The following is a 19218-nucleotide window of genomic DNA, read 5'->3' as shown; positions in this document are numbered from 1 at the left end:
GCCTCTCAAATATATTACGGTTTAAATCAAATACATGCTACCGTTCCAAATTAATATTTATTAAGAGAAAAATCAAGGATTATTCTCTATCATTTATACAAAAAGGACATCTGTCTATGGATGTCCTTTTTTATTCTATTATGAAAATGCCTGCGATTTATGCTAAAAGCCTGATTGGCGCTTCCAATAGTCCTTTCAATGTTTGTAGAAATGCTGCTCCCGTAGCACCGTCAACCACCCGGTGGTCACAACCTAAAGTTAGCTTCATGATGTTACCCGGTACGACAGCACCATCTTTGACTACTGGAACCTGTTGAATAGCCCCTACAGACAAGATAGCACCATCAGGCGAATTGATAATGGACGTGAATTCGTCAATTCCAAACATACCTAAATTGGACACGGTGAACGTTGAACCTTCCCAATCTGACGGTTGCAATTTCTTAGCTTTCGCTTTCTGACCATATTCTTTCACTTCTGCAGATATATGAGATAACGATTTACCATCAGCAAAGCGCACAACTGGCACCAATAGGCCATCTTCTACAGCCATTGCTACGCCAACGTTTACGTGTTCATTAAAACGGATGGTATCTCCCTGCCAAGAAGAGTTTACAGCCGGATGTTGTTTTAATGCTACGGCGACCGCTTTAATAACGAGATCGTTGAAGGATACCTTCACCGGCGCTACCGTATTAATTTGACCACGAGCTTCAATAGCATTATCCATATCCACGGAAATAGTCAAATAGAAATGCGGAGCTGTGAATAGGGATTCTGATAATCGTCGAGCAATGGTTTTGCGCATTTGCGATACTTTTTGCTCTGTATATTTTTCTTCACCAATATATTGTGGCAAAGATATCGTTTTGATCTCTGTTGCTGCAGAAGCTGGTGCCGAAGGCTGTTCTTTTACTTTAGGCACAAAGCTCTCGACATCTTTCTTCACAATCCGTCCCCCCTCAGCAGACCCTTTTACATCGTTTAAATTGATACCTTTTTCCTTTGCTATCTTGCGAGCTAAAGGAGAAGCTTTGACACGAGAATCATCCGACGCACTGGAAGCAGCCTCCGTCGACACAGATGCTTTTTCTTTTGTTTCCTTGTTTTCCTGCTTAGGGTCTTCCGATTTAGCAACTTTATCAGAAGAGCTGGACTGTTGCTTAAGTAACGGTGTCACATCCGTGCCCTCTGGACCAACGATAGCGATAATATCATTCACTTTCGCTGCTTGCCCCGCTTCTACTCCGATGTATAACAATGTCCCTTCTGCATAGGCAGTAACTTCCATAGTCGCCTTGTCTGTTTCCACATCTGCAATAGCATCGTCAGACTTGATAGCATCCCCTACTTTAAAATTCCATTGTGCGATTACCCCTTCTGTCATCGTATCACTTAACAGCGGCATCGTAATAACGGTGCAATCTAGGTCTTCCGCAGAAACGGAAGGTGAATCTTCCTCTGCATCATCCGAAGCGGGCTCTTCTGTATTAGGGGATATCTCGTCTTTGTTCTCTTCTTCTTTAGAGGCAGAACTACCGTCTTCTAATAAGGCTTTATAATCCTCTCCCTCTTCTCCCAGAACGGCAATTACGGCATCAACTGCTACCGCCTCGCCTTCTTTTGGGCCTATGTACAACAATGTACCCTCTTGATAAGATTCAAAATCCATTGTTGCCTTATCTGTTTCAACTTCGGCAATCAGGTCGCCTGAGTTTACCTTATCACCGACTTTTTTGTGCCATTTTGCGATTACACCTTCGGTCATGGTGTCGCTCATTTTCGGCATTTTTACTACTTCAGCCATATTGTATAGTAGATTATATCTTTAAGTTAAAGTAATTCGCTAAATCATTCCTTTATGAAAGGATAGTCCTCTTGTACATACACATCTTCATAGATGGCTGAAGGATCTGGATAAGGAGACTCTTCTGCGAACTTCACAGCCTCATCGATCACCTTTTTCACTTCAGCTTCTACCTCTTTAAACCACGCCTCATCTGCATATTTATTTTCCATAATAGCAGCTTTAGTGGTAATTAAAGGATCTTTCCCTTTATATTCCTCCAATTCGTCTTTTGTACGGTATTTGGCAGGATCTGACATAGAATGCCCTTTATAGCGGTAAGTACGGATTTCTAAGAAAGTTGGGCCTTCACCCGCACGAGCACGTTGGACAGCCTCATCCATAGCATTGTGTACAGCTACCGGATCCATTCCGTCTACAGGCGCACTCGGCATATCAAATGCATGCCCCATTTTATAGATATCCATCATGTTCGTGGTACGCTGTACGGAGGTACCCATAGCATACCCGTTGTTCTCACAAACAAAGATAACCGGCAATTTCCACAACATCGCCATGTTAAAAGCCTCATTTAAAGCTCCCTGACGAACGGCGCCATCACCCATGAAACATACATTGACATTATCATTGCCCAAATACTGTTCCGCAAAAGCAATACCTGCTCCCAATGGAATCTGTCCACCAACGATTCCGTGACCACCCATCATTTTATGTTCTTTCGAGAAAAAGTGCATAGAGCCACCCTTACCTTTAGAGCAACCTGTCACTTTTCCGAAAAGTTCTGCCATACATTCCTTAGCAGACATCCCTTTTGCCAAAGCATGCGCATGATCACGATAAGATGTTATGACGGAATCCTCGGGTCTAGTAGCAGAAATAGTGCCTGCCATAACCGCTTCCTGACCAATATAAAGGTGACAAAATCCGCGAATTTTTTGCTGACCGTATAATTGACCCGCTTTCTCCTCGAATTTACGCATAAGTAACATGGACTTATACCATTCTAAGTATGTTTCTTTTGTTATAGGTGTTGAACTCATTTTGAAGTATTGAATTTCTTAACTAATCCGACTACAAATCTAATCATTTATAACGATATTTCGGACAATATTTCCGCAGGAAATGGTGTTTTTTGTCAAAAAAGCAATCAACTCTTCCCCTGAAATTTTTTGTTGCTCACCAGATGACATATCCCTCAACGAATACGAACCAGATGCCATCTCCTCCTCTCCCACCAGCAACACATAAGGAATCTGTTTACCATCCGCGTATCCCATTTGTTTCTTCAACTTCGCCGGAGCAGGATAAAGCTCAGCGGCCACTCCGGCTTCCCTTAGATTGAATAATAAAGGAAGTGTGTGCGCATGCGTTTCTTCGCCAAAGTTCGCAATAAGTACTTGCGTTGAGGAAACAGAGGAAGCCGGAAAAAGTTCCAACTCGTCCAGCACATCGTAAATGCGGTCAGCGCCAAATGAGATACCTACGCCCGTAAGACCCTTTAATCCGAACATTCCAGTCAAGTCGTCGTAACGACCTCCACCTCCAATACTCCCCATTGAAGCCTCGTTTGTCTTTACTTCAAAAATACAACCCGTGTAGTAGTTCAACCCACGTGCAAGGGTAATATCGACTTCTATAGTATTATTATCCAACAATCGTTCTGCTCCGAAATCCTTCAAATAACGAAAGACCTCCTCTATTTCCGTGACACCTTCTAGTCCAATAGAAGAAGCAGACAACACCTCTTTTAGAGACATGAGTTTTTCATCATTGGTACCGTCAAGCAGAATGATGGGCTTCAACAAATCGAGATCTGCCTCTGTAAACCCACGTACCAACAGCTCGCGGTTTACACCATCCAGGCCAATTTTATCTAGTTTGTCGATAGCGACAGTCATATCAACGATCAGCTCAGGTTTTCCTATCACCTCCGCGATGCCCGATAAAATCTTACGATTATTAATCTTTATCGTAAAATCTTTCAACCCTAGAGCAGCCAAAGCCTCTCGGTAAACCAATACAAATTCGGCCTCGTTAAGCAATGACGAAGAACCGACTACGTCGACATCACATTGGTAAAACTCCCTATATCGTCCACGTTGCGGCCTGTCTGCACGCCACACGGGTTGTATCTGAAAGCGTTTAAAAGGCAATGCAATCTCATGTTGGTGCATAACAACATATCGAGCGAAAGGCACGGTCAAATCGTAACGAAGTGCCTTTTCCGAAATATGAGGAATTAACTTATTGGATGATTTTTCGTCCAATAACTCCTCTGGCGCTTTAACCAGGTAATCGCCCGAATTGAGTATTTTAAAAATTAATTTGTCTCCCTCTTCTCCATATTTTCCGGTTAAAGTAGATAAGTTTTCAAAAGATGGAGTTTGAATCTCGTTATAACCAAATTTCTTAAAGACAGTTCTTAAGGTATTGAATATATAATTTCGCTTTTCCATCTCCTGAGGAGAGAAATCGCGCGTACCTTTAGCCAGTGAAGGTTTGATATTTGCCATAGGGCAAAGGTAATAAAACCGACTCATACTTTTTTTCTCCCAAAAAAAGTATGCAAAAAAAGTCGCCGCTTATAAATTTTGATAGGATAGGATAGTACAAAAATGATATTTCTACAGTTATCAAAATTTCTGAGGCGGCATCTTGGTGCAAAGGGAGGGGCAGTTAATTCTCTATGAAATCCTACTTCAGATAACCTCAAACACCTTCAACTCTTCGCAAGCTTTTTCTGCGGCCAGTTTTTCCGCACTTTTTTTATTAAAATCTTTTCCAATACCCTGCACCTCACCGTCAACGACAACTTTCATTGTAAACAGCTTAGGTGATTCTCCAGGCGGATTCTCTACGGGTACGAACTGGATATCCTTGCCAAAATGTTGACACCACTCAATAAGGCGACTCTTAAAATTAGTTTCGGTAATTTCCAACATATGGATATCAACATGGGGCTTGATAATCCTCGTTAACAGAAACTCCCGAGTGAATGCATATCCCTTGTCCACATATACAGCGCCAACAACAGCTTCAAAAGCATCCCCAAGCAGAGACCCCTGCTTGTTGGGATAGCTGATCATGCGAGCATCGTATTCTATCAGTTCGTTAAAGCCCAGCTTTTGGGATAGTTGATTAAGATTGGCTCGACTAACAATTTTCGACCGAAGTTCCGTCAGAAATCCTTCCCCTTTATAGGGATACAACTTGAACAGCAGCTCGGCAACGACAGAACCTAGTACGGCATCACCCAAAAACTCAAGCCTCTCATTACTATTCTTTACTCCGTCCTTAATGGTAGTTGCAACAGACTTATGGCGAAAAGCCATTTGATACAACTTGATATTCCCCGGAACAAACCCAAGAATATTCTTCAGTTTACGAATGTAAGCTTTATGCGGAGAAAAGTATAAATAATATATCCTCAAGAAAGGCATTAAGTCTATGATATAAATAAGTAATAGGCAGTTTCTCTTCGAAACCACCTATTATTTGTATCTCAATAATCCCCTCTTCTTAATATCAAATATTAAGAGTGGTATTTCTTTACAATAATGGATGCATTATGACCACCGAAACCGAATGTATTACTCAATGCAGCATTCACCTCCCGTTTCTGAGCCTTATTAAAAGTAAAGTTTAGATTATTATCAATCGCTGGATCGTCCGTGAAATGATTGATAGTAGGCGGTACAATATCATGTTTGACCGACAGAATCGAAGCCATGGCTTCGATTGCTCCTGCTGCTCCCAACAGGTGCCCCGTCATTGATTTCGTAGAGCTTATATTCAATCTATAGGCTTGTTCACCAAATAAATCAATGATAGCCTTTGTTTCACTGATATCCCCAACCGGTGTTGATGTACCGTGAACATTGATATAATCAATATCCGAATAGTTCAAGTTTGCATCAGCAATAGCTTTACTCATTGCTAATTTTGCTCCAAGACCGTCAGGATGTGACGCTGTAATATGATGTGCGTCGGCACTCATTCCCCCACCAGCAACTTCCGCATATATTTTCGCTCCGCGCGCCAATGCATGTTCCAGACTTTCCAGGATGATTGCCCCCGACCCCTCGCCAGAAACAAAGCCATCACGGTCCTTATCAAAAGGACGAGATGCCGTTTTAGGATCGTCATTTCGGGTGGATAATGCGTGCATAGCATTGAATCCGCCTATCCCAGCCTCGTTAATAGTAGCCTCCGAACCGCCGGTAATGATAATATCCGCCATTCCCATACGAATGTAGTTAAAGGCGTCTATCATCGCATTAGTTGATGAAGCACAGGCTGAAACCGCTGAGAAATTAGGACCTCTCAAACCGTGGCGCATAGAAATATGTCCCGGCGCTATATCAACAAGCATTTTTGGAATAAAGAAAGGATTGAAACGTGGTGTTCCATCACCTTTGGAAAAGTTTGCCACTTCTTCTGTAAAAGTAGTCAAACCACCGATACCGGAACCCCAAATAACACCTATCCGGTTTCTGTCTAAGTTATCGAATTCTAATCCAGCATCCTTTACAGCTTCATCTGTAGAGGCGATAGCATACTGAACGAAAGGATCGACCTTGCGAGCCTCTTTACGATCCATATGATTATGTGGATCAAATCCCTTCACTTCACAAGCGAATTGGGTCTTAAATTTTGATGCATCGAAATGCGTAATAGGAGCAGCGCCACTCACACCATTAATCAACCCGTCCCAATAACTTGAGACATCGTTTCCTAAAGGTGTAAGGGCACCTAACCCTGTTACAACTACTCTTTTAAGCTCCATTAAATATGTTTGGCCTAATAAATTAGTTATTAACGTTCTTTTCTAAATAAGAGATAGCTTGACCTACTGTACTGATGTTTTCAGCTTGATCATCTGGAATAGCCACGTTAAATTCTTTTTCGAACTCCATGATCAACTCAACTGTGTCAAGTGAGTCTGCACCTAAATCATTCGTGAATGAAGCCTCTGGTGTCACTTCTGCTTCGTCTACACCTAACTTTTCAACGATAATTGCTTTTACTCTTGATGCGATATCTGACATGATTTTATAATTTAATTGTTTAATAAATCTGTGCAAAGAAAAATAAATTTCCCCAAATATCAAACCCTTTTTTGACTTGATGATGGGAAAGAAGAACATCCCGACTCCCTAACCTGTCTAAAAACCGCTACCATAAAGAGCGTATCCAATATTAACATTTTTTTTTGTTTATACCAAGAACTTTGAAACCAACGCGTATTTTTAACGATAAAAATAGGCAGAAATATGCTTTACAGGCTATTTTTTCCTAATTTCGAAAACTGTGAGTACAACAAAAAAACATTTGACACTTGATCTCGATTTCGATATCGAGCTCGATTTCGTATTGATTGGCATCAGTTCACCATTGCGCGACTACAGATTATGTCATTTTCTTTACAAACATGCGGGCCTGGCGTTCGAACGCGGAAAAGAAGACTATGTAGACCACAAAGGATATGCAAAAGAAAAGGAGCGAGATGAGATGGACTACCATATCGTGTATGAAAAAAACAAACAAAAGAAGTTGCTAAAACACTATTTTACAATCTTTCGTTATTGCGATAATAATTTTGAATTCGAATTCTACATCATAAGCAACCGCAGTTTAGAGGGCATTTTTCTCCTTCCGGAACTCCCAAATTTTGACTACTTTTTAATTATCAAACACTATCTAGATCGAGACGATCTCCGCACATTATTAACAGAAATTAAGGACATCAACGAGGTCATATTAGCTAAAAAGTTAGACCCCGCATCATTGAAATCCAAAGAAAATCTTATATTTTAGCGTTTTAAAATAATATACAGTGTAAAATTTACACTTTCTTAAACCTAACTTATTAAACAGATTGCTATTTTTGCACTATACTGTTTTACTTCTTAAAGAATAAAATACACATAAATAAAACACTGTAAATGAACAAGATTCAAAAAAGGACAAAAATTGTTGCCACGCTAGGTCCGGCTTCGTCAGATAAGACAATATTGACGAACATGATTGCAAAAGGTGTGGATGTCTGTCGTCTTAATTTCTCCCACGGCAGCCAAAACGACCACCTCAAAGTGATTAAAACTATTCAAGAAATTAACAACGAACACCCTTTTAACGTCGGAATTTTGGCAGATCTTCAGGGTCCTAAAATTCGCATCGGCAAAATGAAAGAGGGAGGTGCCATTTTAATCAATGGTTCGCAAGTCGAAATTACGACCAAAGAGCTCATCGGTGACGAAACGCGTATATATATCACTTACGAAAATTTCCCAAATGACGTTAAGGAGAACGAAATCATCCTATTGGATGACGGAAAACTCCAATTGAGGGTGCTTAGTACAAACCATCTAGATACAGTAAGGTGTCAGGTGGTACATGGGGGCGTGTTAACTTCTCGTAAAGGTGTCAATCTTCCCAATACTAAAGTTTCCATCCCCTCTCTTACGGAAGAAGATCTGGACAACCTAAACTTTGCTTTAGATAACGGAGCAGACTGGATTGCCATGTCATTTGTACGTTCGGCAGAAGACATCCACCAATGTAAGGAAATCATTAAGGCCAAAGGAAGCCATGCATTAGTTATTGCTAAAATTGAGAAACCAGAAGCCATTGATAATATCGACGCCATTATAGAAGCTACTGATGCGATTATGGTGGCACGTGGCGACTTGGGTGTCGAGATGCCAATGGAGGTAGTTCCCGGTTTACAAAAAATGATCGTACAAAAATGTCGTGATCTTTCTAAACCTGTAATTATCGCCACGCAGATGCTGGAAAGTATGATTACCACACCTCGTCCTACGCGTGCAGAAGTCAACGACGTTGCCAACTCCGTACTAGACGGTGCTGATGCAGTGATGCTAAGTGGAGAAACCTCAGTCGGAGAGTTTCCGGAAATTGTTATCGAAACGATGACAAAAGTCATTACGCAAGTGGAAGCAACGTCCTATCCCTACTACAGTCCGAAAGAAAGCGTTCTGTCCGAACAAACAAAAATATCTGACGCGATCTGCGGATCTTCTATACACCTTGCCAAGAACACCAAGGCAACTGCTTTTGCTGTTATGACATCCTCCGGATATACGGCACTTGAAATTTCAAGCTATCGCCCCGATGCGCATATATATGTCTTTACAGGCAACAAGAACCTCATCAATCAACTTAGTTTACTATGGGGTGTAAAAGTATTTGTGTACAGTAAATTCGAAAGTACCGATGGCACTATCCAAGACGTGAACGGCTTACTAAAAGAACTTAATCTCGTCTCTCCAGGAGAAATCGTCATTAACACAGCATCTACTCCTTTGCACCAAAAAGGAAAAACGAATACGATTAGAGTCTCCCAGTTGAGCTAGCTTGACTCCGATCAACAGAAAATAGCGTGGATTAAAAGTCTACGCTATTTTTTTGCCTTCTTTGTATCAAAGCTATTACAAGTGTCAATTTAACATGATTTTATCTGATTTCTTCTTTTCTTTGACTTACTAGCTTTAATTAATGAAAAGGTGTATACTAATTTTTCTGTGCATGATCAGCCATTACCTGATTGCACAGTCCGTACAGGGTGTGATTGTAGACGAAGCAGACCAGAAACCACTGGAAAATGCTTCTATAGTCCTTTTGGACACAGATTCCATTATGCGGCATTTTACACGGGCCAATTCAAACGGGAAATTTAGTCTGGAAAAAATAGAAAAGGGAGAATATCTGTTACTCGTTACGTATCCGAAATTCGAGATTCATAGCCAGCCACTAGAAATAAAAAACGATCATATCGACCTAAAAAGCATAGGTATCAGCTCACAATCTAATTTACTTGAAGAAGTTGTAATTAACCAGAAAATCCCTATTAAAATCAAAGGTGACACGATAGAATATGATGCGGGAAGCTTTGAAACAGAGAAGAATGCCAAACTGGAAGATTTGTTACGTAGGCTCCCTGGATTAACAGTATCGGCTTCCGGCGAAATCACCGCACAAGGCAAAAATGTTTCCAAAGTATTGATTGATGGGGAAGAATTTTTTGGTTACGACCCCAAGATTGCCATCCGAAACGTTCGGGCAGACGCAGTTGATAAGGTGCAGGTATACGAGCGTAAGTCTGATGAAGCCGAACTTACCGGTATAGATGATGGTGAACGCTATCAAACGGTAAATGTCGTTCTAAAAGAAGAAGCTAGACAAGGCATCTTCGGTAACGCAAATGCCAGCCTCGGTACACAAAGCCTTTTTGACACCAATATATTTGCAGCTAAATTCAATCGATCTGAACGATTAGCATTCACCGGAAACTGGAACAACATGACAAACGGTGGTGATGCCAGCCGGATCCGCATGAACAATCAAATTATTGGCCGTCCGACACATAAAAGTGGGGGACTAAACTATGAGAACAATTTTCTCGACAAGAAGCTACATCTGACATCTAGTTACAGCTTTCTCAACAATGGCATGGCTAATGAATCCTCAAGCTACAATATGCGGATATTAAACGATAATCATACGCAGGAAACAACACGGGAATCCGATTCTGAAAGCGACAGTAAAAACCACGCATTACGATCACGTATCCGTTTTAAAATTGATTCTGTAAGCAACTTAAATATACAGCTGAACGGCGGAAAAGGACAGCAAACGTCCGCTAACAACTCTAACAGTACGACCATTCGTAATGGAACAGCAATAGCAAACGAATTTGAGAGCCGGAATAGCAGTAAAAGTGACAAAGAGGACCTTGACATGAAGGTCGACTATCGTCGGCGGCTCCACAGAAACGGTCGAAGTCTAAACGTTCACCTCAATACGAGAATAGACAACACAACCTCGACTAACCAAGTAAACGAACAGACAAATCTATACGACAGTCTTGGTGTTTTCGAAAGAAATGTTTCCGTTAATCAAACGCGACTCGTAGAAAACACCAGTAACAGCATCGGCGCATCCTTTAATCTTAGCGAGCCAATTACCCGACAGTTAAATGCTACGCTGGGGTATAGCTTCAATACCAATACGCGAACGGGGTTGACGGATGCTTATGATATTGACTCCCATACAGCCAGTATGACGTTGGATACATTATATTCAAAAAATGAGAAAAACCACTCTCAAAATAATGGAGTCGATCTCAGCCTGAACTTTAACACAGAAAAACTCAATATCCACGTGACGAATAGGATGACCCACCGTTATCAAGAATTGGCCGACAGCTATCGGGATGTGGAACTTTCGAGAAGTTTTTGGCAAAACAACCTAAATGCTAATGTTTCTTACCGTATTAGCAATAATAAAAATTTGACTTTACGTTATCAGAACAACACCAATGTACCGAGCTTCAACCAATTACAACCGATACAACCACCCACTAACGAATTGCACCAACAACTTGGAAACCCCAACTTAAAACGGGAAACAAACAACAATATCAACTTCAATTTTAATAAATTTAGCTTGTTGAAAGCATCTTCCTTTAATATCAACGCCATGAGTGGTTTTACAAAAAATGCTATCGTCAATCGATCAATTATCGACGACGAGGGGAGAACAACCACATCCTTTGTCAATATTCAGGACCATGTTAACTGGAACGGGCGGGTGCACGCCAACTATACCCGTCCTATTTTAAATGGCATTGTCCAATTTGGGCCCTTTACATCCCTACAATACGCTAATAGCTACGAATACGTCAACGGCGAACTCAATCGTAGCAACAATACTAATGCGAATGCGGGAATAAGTGCGAATAAGGAAGATTCAAAAAACGTAAATTTCAATCTAAATTTAAGCATGGGAGTCAATAACGAAGTAAATAGTCTACGAGCGGATCTAAACAATACGGCTTTTCGATCAGCTGCTAATGCGGACTTAAAGTACTTTTTGCCGTTTAAGTTTAGTCTTACCCAGGTGTTGTATTATGGCTATACGGGAAAATCGAAAGTCTTTGCAGAACCGATTACCCAGTTCTATATGAATCTCGAACTCACGCGAAAGTTATTACAAGATGAGTCATTATTACTAAGTGTGAAAGCTTTTGACGTGTTCAATAGCTTTAATAACACCAACCGGTCCTTTAACGATAATAGTTTTTCGGAATCACAGCAACTGATGCTAACACAATATTTTATGCTTGGTCTGAAATGGGATTTCAATAAGAATTTAGGAAAGAAAAGTGAAAGCTAGAAAATGAATAGACTGATTTTAGTATATATTGCGTTCGTATGTTGTTGCTATTTTGAAGCGGTAGCACAACATGCTTACTTCCCACAAAAAGGTATTATTAGCTTTGAAAAAGAGGTGTATATAAGAGCCCGGATACGCGATATGATGAATAAGCAAGCGAACGGCGCTGGCGGGAATCGAGGGATGATGATGCGGTTCGGTGGCAATATCGATGACGTACCGGAGAAAAGCTCGTCTATGTTCACGCTACGGTTTGATGAGGACGAGACACTCATGATGCCTACTGAAACGGAACAGACTGAAGCTACCTCAGTGCCGGGCCGCAGCAGAGCAGGTAGAGGGGGGAACAGAAATATGAATCGTAGAGCAGGTGCGTCTGATGTCCGACGAGCCTCCCGACCGGGCGAACATAAAGTGTATTACCAAAATCTCCACGATGGTACGAGCGAGTTGGAACTGGATTTAGATGAAAAATACTTGCTACAGGACTCGTTACAACAAATCACCTGGCGTTTTACTGATGAATATCGAAACATAGCAGGGTATGATTGTAGACGAGTTAACGGTGCTACATCCGATTCACTATATATAGTCGCTTTTTATACCGACCAGATACCCATATCCGGGGGGCCGGCATTGGTACACGGACTTCCAGGTATGATACTAGGGCTCGCCATACCAGAAATGCATATCAATTATTGGGCGCGCAACATCGATTTTGTAGTAGACAATGTGCCCAATCAATGGCGGGACAAAAAAAGCAAACCTATGACGATGAATGACTTTTTTGATGCATTAGGGAACAACCGATTTTTCGGAGGTGGGTCTAATCCGCGGCAGCAGCGGCGAAATCTTTTAGAAAATTTGATTTATTAAAATAGCTATCAAGAACTGACAGGATATCGTCCAAGTTGCTGACGTTGCTTAGTCATCAAGGTTTTATACTTTCCTGTATCGCTTTAGATAGTGAATTATAGACCAATGCATAGCTATCGTCGATAAACATTCTCAAACGCTCATCGGGAAGTTGTCTGTTGCAATAAACGGTGTTCCAGTGCTTCTTGTTCATATGATAGCCAGGAATAACCGTTTCAGGATAGTCCGAGCGTAATTCGACGGCACGGTCGGGGTCGCATTTCACATTAAAGCACAACACATCAACTTGGTCTAGTCCCACCAACAGAAATACCTTCCCCCCCACTTTAAATACTAAGGTGTTTGGACCGAAAGGTAATTCTTCTGTCACACCCCGTTGAGCCAGGCAATATTCCCGAAGGTCTTCAATATTCATTTCTATCGTAGTTTGGCTAAGATAATTAACTTAATTGGGCGAGCAGTTCTTTTTGCAGCTCCTCTCCGCTATCTTCGTTATACCATTTCTGCATAACTTCTTTAATTTCCTCAAACGGTTTCCCATCCTCTTTCATCTGCAGATATAAGTCCTGTAATGATTGCGGACGAGGGCCCCATATCACCTTATCATGTCCTACATCGTTCCGGATAATAAGTTTCGGGATTGACTTACTTCCATCAGTAAGGTAATCTTCGATAAGGAACGGCTCGGTATCACGGAGCTGTATTTCAAAATCGATATTCGGATTATTCTTAACCATCATATAAAGCTGCGTCACAGAATGAGCTGCGTCGCCACACCATGGTTCTGTAATCACAATCCAATGTTGTGGTTCGGTCATGCTAGCTATCAGGCTTTTTATAGCTTGATTTGGTTCAAACCGTTTTAACCACCGATTCATCCTTGACCAATTTAATTTTGTATAATTTAAATACGCTGCATCCCCGTAGGGATCGTAATCCTCGGGCGAAGTCAAAATCTGTTCAAAATAATCTAAGTATTCCTGAAAGGTCATGTTTATGCTTAATGTTACCACGAATTTACTAATTTATTCCGGGTAAAAAAATATTTTGGTGGCAGGTTGCTTGAAGTAAACCGTCAAGCTAAGCCGTTTGCCACCCCAGCCTTATTATTCAAGGCAACATTATGACAGTTTGACAGAACAGCCTACAAGATAAACGACATAAAAGACATTTTAATGACGATTTTGACCTTGGCACAGGTGTTGTTAAGGAGATAGCATATCATTAAAAATAAAGTTAATTACTAATTTGTAAATATAAAAAACGAGATATGTCAAAAATTATTGGAATCGACTTAGGTACTACAAACTCATGTGTTGCCGTGATGGAGGGTAACGAGCCGGTAGTTATTGCAAACAACGAGGGAAAACGTACCACCCCTTCTATTGTTGCTTTTGTTGAAGGTGGTGAACGTAAAGTGGGTGATCCTGCAAAGCGTCAGGCCATCACGAATCCGAATAAAACAGTCTATTCAATCAAGCGTTTCATGGGCTTGTCTTACGATGAATCTACAAAAGAGGCTGGACACGTTCCTTATGCGGTAGTAAAAGGTGATAACAATACACCGCGCGTTGAAATCGGCGATCGCAAATATACACCACAGGAAATTTCCGCAATGATTCTTCAGAAAATGAAAAAAACGGCTGAAGATTTCTTAGGGCATGAAGTGAGCGAAGCCGTTATTACCGTCCCGGCTTACTTTAACGATGCGCAACGCCAAGCTACAAAAGAAGCCGGTGAAATTGCCGGTCTCACTGTAAAGCGTATTATCAACGAGCCGACTGCTGCTGCGTTGGCATACGGTTTGGATAAAGCTCACAAAGATATGAAAATCGTTGTGTTCGATTGTGGTGGAGGTACGCATGACGTTTCAGTACTGGAACTTGGAGATGGTGTATTCGAAGTCAAATCCACAGACGGTGACACCCACTTAGGTGGTGATGATTTTGACAATGTCATTATCAACTGGTTAGCAGATGAATTTGCCAACGAAAACAATGGCTTTGATCTTAAAAAAGATGCCATGGCCTTACAGCGCTTGAAGGAAGCTGCTGAAAAAGCAAAAATTGAATTGTCAAGCACAACCTCGACAGAAATAAACTTACCTTATATTACTGCTGATGCTACAGGTCCTAAACACCTTGTACGTACACTTTCTCGTGCTAAATTCGAGTCTCTAGCTGCAGATTTAGTTAAACGCACAATTGAACCTTGTAAATCGGCTTTAAAAAATGCAGGATATTCTACTTCTGATATTGACGAGATCATTTTGGTAGGAGGATCTACACGTATTCCTGCTGTGGTAGAAGCGGTGAAGAACTTCTTTGGCAAAGAACCTTCAAAAGGAGTTAACCCCGACGAAGTAGTAGCACTTGGAGCTGCCATTCAAGGTGGTGTATTAACAGGAGAAGTAAAAGATGTATTATTGCTAGACGTTACACCACTGTCATTGGGTATCGAAACGATGGGTGGGGTAATGACCAAGTTAATCGAAGCAAATACGACTATCCCGACCAAAAAGTCAGAAGTATTTTCCACCGCATCGGATAATCAGCCTTCTGTGGAGATACATATTCTGCAAGGTGAGCGGCCAATGGCAGCACAAAACCGTACGATTGGACGTTTCCAGTTAACGGACATTCCGCCGGCACCTCGTGGCGTACCTCAAATCGAAGTAACATTTGATATTGATGCCAACGGTATTATTAAGGTGTCAGCAAAGGACAAGGCCACCGGTAAAGAGCAAAATATCCGTATCGAAGCTTCTTCTGGATTATCTGAAGAAGAAATTCAAAAAATGAAACAAGAAGCAGAAGCGAATGCTGAAGCAGATAAGAAAGTAAAAGAAGAAGCAGAGAAAATAAATGCTGCCGATGCCTTGGTCTTCTCCACAGAGAAACAACTGAAAGAATACGGAGACAAGTTATCCGCAGATAAAAAAGGTGCTATCGAAGCTGGTTTAGAAAAACTGAAAACGGCCTACGCTGCAAAAAACTTTGCCGATATCGATACCGCTTCTGCTGAACTTCAGAATGCTTGGAATGCAGCATCGGAAGAAATGTACGCTGCTTCACAGCAAGGCGGATCAGAGCAACCGCAAGGTGGCGATGCTGGTCAAGCACAAAATAACAATAAACAAGGTGGCGATGATGTGCAAGATGTAGAGTTTGAAGAAGTGAAATAAGCCCAACTGTTTTAAGAAAAAAAGCGGCCAATTGGCCGCTTTTTTTCTTAAAACAGTTTTTCGGGATATACGCCCTCTTTAATAAGACCAGAGATAGACTCCTGCACAATGGGTTTGTCTTCTTTGTATGTTACGCCGAACCATTTGGAAGAAGTAGGAATAACCTGAAAGCTAGCCATGTCGTTTTTCACCATATAATCGGGAACAGAAGGAATAAAAAATTCTGATTTTGGGTTGTCACCGTTGTCTTCTACAAATTCAGAAAACATACTTTGTGCTATATCAAAAATCCGAGGAGTAAATCCCCAGAAATTCATCGAAACCCTAGTGTCGGGATCCAAATCATGCTGTTTAGCATCCTCCTCGTAAACGATTTTTCTATCGCCGGCATCATCTGTTACATAATAGATATTTGTACGTTCCGTTACCGAAATCATATTCCCATCCCCATCTACATCACACACGCCTCTAGAGACATATCCATAGTCTGACATTGTATTCCCGACCTTAAATCCCATGAGAGCCATTCGTTCATCTGTAACTTCATCTCGCAAAAAAGCCGCCATTTTTTCAAAAGCATCCTTACCATAGAAATCATCTGCGTTAATCACACAAAAGGGCTCGTTGATATGGTCTTTAGCACTCATGACAGCGTGGGCAGTTCCCCAAGGTTTCGCACGTTCAATTACCCTGTCAACACCAAATTTTGTCAGGTCGAAACTTTGAAAAGCATAGTCTACTTCAATCTTACCGCTCAGTTTTTCGTCAAAAACCGCACGCATCTTCTCTACAAATTCCTCGCGAATAATAAATACGACTTTCCCAAAACCGGCTCGAATAGCATCATATATTGAATAATCAATGATGGTTTCTTCATGCGGTCCGAATCCGTCAATCTGCTTTAACGATCCGTATCTACTCGCCATTCCCGCGGCTAGAATTAACAATGTTGGTTTACTCATTATCTCTTGTTGTTAACAATTACAAAATCCCACTTAACAAAGATAAAAATTTCTTCTATCTATTTTTTTCTGAACATGGCGCTTAAGATACCGTTGGCCAATTTCCCTAAAAGCTTTGCTCCCTCTCTTGCTAATGTACGAGAAGCCTGTGTTTTAGCGGCTTCCATCGGTGTCTGTCTGGAACTCCGTCTGCCGGCGCTACGGTTTATCGATCTTTCGGCTTCTTTCTTTGCTTTCTCCTGCTCTTCCTGTGCCTCAAACATAGCCATCTTCTCGTCTACAATTTCCGCGGCACTCCTCCGCTCCACTCGCTCTTGATATTTGCTGTAAAATTCGGAACCCGTTGTAATCTGTGAATAAGTTTCCGGCTGGCAGGGCCCCATAACTGCTCTAGCAGGCACTAGATGCGTAGCAACCACTTCGGTAGGGATCCCCTTTTCATTGAGCACCGTAATTAGAGCTTGTCCTGTACCCAAAGATGTCAACACCTTATCTATCTCGTAAAAAGGAGAATACGGGTAGGTCTTTACTGTTTTGCGAAGGTTATCCGCGTCATTAGGCGTAAATGCCCGCAGCGCATGTTGTACTCGATTTCCCAATTGACCCAAGACAGATGCTGGAATATCGGTCGCCGCTTGTGTACAAAAAAACACACCGATCCCTTTCGAACGGATTAAACGTATTATTTGCTCGACTTGCGTAAGAAAAGCCTTCGAAGCGCCATTGAATAATAAGTGCGCTTCATCAAAGAAAAAAACCAACTTAGGCTTATCCAGGTCGCCGACTTCAGGTAGTTTCTTAAACAACTGTGCTAGGAGGCTCAACAGAAAAGTAGAAAACACCAATGGCTGGTCTTGAATATCGGCAATATTCAACAACGTAATTACGCCTCGACCATCAAGCTTATTAAAAAGATCCTGTATATCAAACTCCTTTTCTCCAAAGATATGGGCTATACCCTGTTGTTCTACGGCCACGATCTTTCGTAAAATGGTGCCCGATGTAGCCGTACTGATTTTACCGTAGTCATCCTTTATATCTGCTGCACCAGGGCCATCTGCAAGATAAGTAAGTAATTTCTTTAAATCATTTAGATCAATCAACTCCCATTGTTGATCTTCAGCATACTTAAATATAGCGGACAATACGCCCGTTTGTGTATCGTTCAAATCCAGTATACGCGCTAATAAGACGGGGCCAAAATCTTGCACAGTGATGCGCATAGGAGCGCCTAACTTTCCGCTAAGCGAAAACAGTTCCAATGGAAACTGTGCGGGTTCAAACGGAATCCCCACAAGCTGCCCACGTCCTATCAACGCATCGTTAGTTTTTCCCTGCTCCGCCAATCCGGATAAATCCCCTTTAACATCAAGCATAAAGACAGGCACGCCTTTATCAGACAGTTGCTCTGCAATCAACTGTAGGGTACGAGTTTTACCCGTACCAGTAGCGCCCGCAATGAGCCCATGACGGTTCATGATTTTAAGTGCCAAGTTCACCTTAGCATCGGTAATAACCTCACTACCCAGTATTCCAGAACCTAACTGGATATGATCTCCTTTCGGGTTGTAGGATATTGTTATTTTTTTAATAAATTCTTCGATATTCGATGTCATAAGCCGATCAGTTAATAAAGCAAAACGAAACAAAAATGCCACATAATTGTAACAATTTCAATTAAATAAGGAAAGATATGGATAATTAATAAATAATTAACACGAATTGTCTGCTTTCCCTATTTATTCCAAAGAAAAAATTGTATTTTTGGAAAGAACAAAATAAAAGAGCGTGATAACGAAGACGACAAAGATACTAGCAGCGAAATTGTGTTTTGCCATCTTTATGACAAAGATGCTGATTTCGGCTACGCCTATGTTTGTCAACATACTCGACCAAGGAACCATTTTGCAGGTTGTTCTTCAATTAGAAATTGAGAATGCTGCAAAAGGAAATAACGCTTCTGAGGATTTACATGAAGCAAGCGCAAAGCTTTTCACAACAACTTCTGATTATCTTTCATTTTGCCCGGTTATCGAGAACCTAGGTAAAGAGAAGCGTTACTTGAAAAACGAAGGACTTTTTAGCGTGTTCCATCCGTCCGTTCCTCCCCCACCCCCCAACAGTTAATCCTATCTTACATTCAATTTTTTTTGAGGTTTTATTCAGCTTCAAGAACGTTTTATTGGTTTAGT

At 41.3% G+C, this 19218-nt stretch carries 16 protein-coding genes; 6 read left to right on the top strand and 10 right to left on the bottom strand.

Going from position 1 to position 19218, the window contains the following annotated elements; translation table 11 throughout:
* Positions 1–157 precede the first annotated feature (157 nt).
* From C5745_RS13855 to C5745_RS13830, 6 genes are all read right to left on the bottom strand, one after another.
* A complete protein-coding gene (locus C5745_RS13855; protein ID WP_105717606.1) occupies positions 158–1807 on the bottom strand; it encodes a pyruvate dehydrogenase complex dihydrolipoamide acetyltransferase in 1650 nt (549 codons plus the stop codon).
* Positions 1808–1851: 44 nt separating this feature from the next.
* Positions 1852–2847 (bottom strand): pyruvate dehydrogenase (acetyl-transferring) E1 component subunit alpha, encoded by a 996-nt coding sequence (gene pdhA, locus C5745_RS13850; protein ID WP_105717605.1) that lies wholly within the window; start codon positions 2845–2847, stop codon positions 1852–1854.
* A gap of 39 nt (positions 2848–2886) precedes the next feature.
* On the bottom strand, positions 2887–4320 hold the full coding sequence (gene hisS / locus C5745_RS13845) for a histidine--tRNA ligase (RefSeq protein WP_105717604.1): 1434 nt from the start codon (positions 4318–4320) through the stop codon (positions 2887–2889).
* 186 nt (positions 4321–4506) lie between these two features.
* Entirely contained in the window at positions 4507–5247 is a 741-nt protein-coding gene (rnc, locus tag C5745_RS13840) for a ribonuclease III (RefSeq protein ID WP_207795809.1), read from the bottom strand.
* A 92-nt stretch (positions 5248–5339) separates the two neighbouring features.
* Positions 5340–6593 (bottom strand): beta-ketoacyl-ACP synthase II, encoded by a 1254-nt coding sequence (gene fabF / locus C5745_RS13835; protein WP_105717603.1) that lies wholly within the window; start codon positions 6591–6593, stop codon positions 5340–5342.
* Positions 6594–6615: 22 nt separating this feature from the next.
* Positions 6616–6855, bottom strand: a complete 240-nt coding sequence (locus tag C5745_RS13830) for an acyl carrier protein (RefSeq protein ID WP_105717695.1) — start codon at positions 6853–6855, stop codon at positions 6616–6618.
* A 262-nt stretch (positions 6856–7117) separates the two neighbouring features.
* Between C5745_RS13830 and C5745_RS13825 the strand changes: the two genes are divergently transcribed.
* The 4 genes from C5745_RS13825 to C5745_RS13810 all read left to right on the top strand — a co-directional run bounded on the left by C5745_RS13825 (position 7118) and on the right by C5745_RS13810 (position 12880).
* Entirely contained in the window at positions 7118–7624 is a 507-nt protein-coding gene (locus tag C5745_RS13825; protein ID WP_243403347.1) for an IPExxxVDY family protein, read from the top strand.
* 128 nt (positions 7625–7752) lie between these two features.
* Positions 7753–9183: a pyruvate kinase gene (gene pyk / locus C5745_RS13820; protein ID WP_105717602.1), complete on the top strand. Its 1431-nt coding sequence runs from the start codon at positions 7753–7755 to the stop codon at positions 9181–9183.
* Between the two features lie 172 nt (positions 9184–9355).
* Complete coding sequence (locus tag C5745_RS13815) at positions 9356–12004, top strand: outer membrane beta-barrel protein (RefSeq protein ID WP_165793100.1); 2649 nt, start codon at positions 9356–9358, stop codon at positions 12002–12004.
* Positions 12005–12007: 3 nt separating this feature from the next.
* Entirely contained in the window at positions 12008–12880 is an 873-nt protein-coding gene (locus C5745_RS13810) for a GLPGLI family protein (RefSeq protein ID WP_105717600.1), read from the top strand.
* A gap of 55 nt (positions 12881–12935) precedes the next feature.
* On the opposite strand, the gene C5745_RS13805 is transcribed toward C5745_RS13810, so the two are convergent.
* Positions 12936–13295 (bottom strand): MmcQ/YjbR family DNA-binding protein, encoded by a 360-nt coding sequence (locus C5745_RS13805; RefSeq protein ID WP_105717599.1) that lies wholly within the window; start codon positions 13293–13295, stop codon positions 12936–12938.
* Between the two features lie 25 nt (positions 13296–13320).
* Complete coding sequence (locus C5745_RS13800) at positions 13321–13872, bottom strand: thioredoxin family protein (protein WP_105717598.1); 552 nt, start codon at positions 13870–13872, stop codon at positions 13321–13323.
* 278 nt (positions 13873–14150) lie between these two features.
* Here C5745_RS13800 and dnaK point away from each other — a divergent pair, with 278 nt between their 5' ends.
* Entirely contained in the window at positions 14151–16064 is a 1914-nt protein-coding gene (gene dnaK / locus C5745_RS13795) for a molecular chaperone DnaK (RefSeq protein ID WP_105717597.1), read from the top strand.
* Positions 16065–16111: 47 nt separating this feature from the next.
* Here dnaK and C5745_RS13790 read toward each other — a convergent pair whose 3' ends face one another.
* Positions 16112–17026 (bottom strand): nucleotidyltransferase family protein, encoded by a 915-nt coding sequence (locus C5745_RS13790; RefSeq protein ID WP_105717596.1) that lies wholly within the window; start codon positions 17024–17026, stop codon positions 16112–16114.
* A 59-nt stretch (positions 17027–17085) separates the two neighbouring features.
* Entirely contained in the window at positions 17086–18642 is a 1557-nt protein-coding gene (locus C5745_RS13785; protein WP_105717595.1) for a helicase HerA-like domain-containing protein, read from the bottom strand.
* Positions 18643–18814: 172 nt separating this feature from the next.
* Between C5745_RS13785 and C5745_RS13780 the strand changes: the two genes are divergently transcribed.
* Positions 18815–19153: a hypothetical protein gene (locus C5745_RS13780; protein ID WP_243403346.1), complete on the top strand. Its 339-nt coding sequence runs from the start codon at positions 18815–18817 to the stop codon at positions 19151–19153.
* The last annotated feature ends 65 nt before the right edge of the window (positions 19154–19218 follow it).

It is taken from the genome of Sphingobacterium haloxyli (assembly GCF_002980525.1).
In the GTDB taxonomy this organism is placed as follows: Bacteria; Bacteroidota; Bacteroidia; order Sphingobacteriales; family Sphingobacteriaceae; genus Sphingobacterium; species Sphingobacterium haloxyli.
This window is presented reverse-complemented; position numbering and strand designations above follow the sequence as displayed.